This is a genomic window from Cellulomonas hominis, from assembly GCF_005239125.1.
Taxonomy (GTDB): domain Bacteria; phylum Actinomycetota; class Actinomycetes; order Actinomycetales; family Cellulomonadaceae; genus Cellulomonas; species Cellulomonas hominis_A.
Map to the genome: position 1 here is coordinate 1 of NZ_SZYE01000329.1, position 1,631 is coordinate 1,631.

The 1,631-nt window shown below is 81.4% G+C and carries 2 protein-coding genes; both read right to left on the minus strand.

Features of this window, described 5'->3' with window-relative positions:
* On the minus strand, positions 1–700 hold a 700-nt coding region (locus tag FA014_RS19390; RefSeq protein ID WP_154731235.1), incomplete at its 3' end, for a zinc ribbon domain-containing protein.
* Between the two features lie 115 nt (positions 701–815).
* On the minus strand, positions 816–1,631 hold an 816-nt coding region (locus FA014_RS20390), incomplete at its 5' end, for a hypothetical protein (RefSeq protein WP_230323454.1).

A 1,631-nucleotide genomic window follows, 5' to 3' on the forward strand; every position in this document is an offset into this window, starting at 1 on the left:
CGACCTGCGCGGCCGCGCGCGGCGCCGCCCCCACCGCCACGGTCCCCGCGCGCTCGGCGGCGTCGGCGGCCTCCTCCACGGCCCGCTCGTGCGCCCGCACGTCCACGACGACGGCCCGCCCCACGCGGTCGTGCCACGCCTGCGCCCGCCCCGTCTTGTCGAACGCCCCGGACGCGACGACCACCCACTGCCCCAGGCCCGCGGCGGCGTGGCCGGCGGCGAGCACCAGCCCGCGCAGGAACGCGCGCGCCGGGCCGACCGAGTACGGCGTCTCCTCGCGCGCGGTGCGCAGCCCGAGGACGGTGTTGCCGAGCGTCCGGCCGGTGTGCGCCTCCCAGACCAGCAGGCCGACGGCGAGCTCGACGACGACCAGCGCCGCCAGCAGCCAGGAGCCGGTCCAGGCGAGCAGCCCGCCCGCGACGGCGCCGACGGCGACGGCGTCGACCGCGTAGGCCAGCACGCGGCGGGCCGGCCGCGCGGGGGTGGCGTCGCCGAACGCGGGATGCAGCACGGCGGGGCGGGGCTCGCGCGGTCGGGCGTCGGCGCGGGCCCGGCCCTGGGCGCCCTCGACGACCGTGACGGTGGCGTCGGGCTGGGCCGGGGCGCCGCAGGCGGTGCAGAACCGGGCGTCGGGGGCCAGCGGCCGGTGGCAGCTCGCGCAGGTGCGGACGGCGACGGTGCCGACCGGGATCGCGCTCATCGTCTGGTCCACGTCGGCTCCCCCGTCGTCGCTGTCGTCCTGCTCCCCCGCGCCTGCACCGCACCGCCGCGGCCCACGCGGGCCGGGCCGCGGTCACCGCCCGGATCCGGTCGCCTCACGACGTCACCCGCCGCAGGGTCTCGATCAGGTCGGCCGCCACGAGCGCCGCCGGCAGCGCCAGCACGACGCCCAGGCCCTCGACCGCGTCCGCGAACCGCGACGCCACCACCGACTGCCACCCGCGGCCGAGCGCGACCCCGATCGCGGCCGCGGCCAGTCCGGCCACCAGGCACGCGGCGGCCACCGGCACGGCGTCGGCGCCGAGCCGCGGCCCGGCGAGCGCAGCGAGCTCGACCAGCACGAGCGCGGCCGCCACCCGAGGCGCCCACCGGGCGACCGGCCCGCGGGCCGCGCGCGGCTGCAGGGAGAGCACGGCGACGAGGGCGGCGACGAGCGCGACGGCGGCCCAGCCGCGCAGCGTCGCCCGCTGCGGGTCGCCCAGCGCGGCGGCGAGCACGACGGGCACCAGCACGGGCGGGACGGCGCAGACCAGCAGCACGCCGGCGTCCGTGCGGCGCTCGGCGGAGTCGACGGTGCGGACGACCTGCCGCTCGTTGACCCGGCCCAGGCCCCGCGGCCGGGGCCCGCGGACGGACGGCGCGGTGCGGGCGACGTGCGCGAGGTCGACGAGCTGCTCGTCGGGCACGGACAGCGCGAGGACGGGCAGGGCGCGCAGGGCGACGGGCGTCAGCCCCAGCAGCACGGCGGCCGCCACGACCCCGGGCAGCCCGGCCAGCAGCACCGCGAGCGCCAGCCCGGCCACCACGGCGACGGCGACGACGAGCACGCCCGCGACGTCCTGGCCCCGCCGCTCCGCCCGGGTCGCGACCCAGCGCACCGCGGCGACGGCGGTCGCGGACACCAGCCCGGC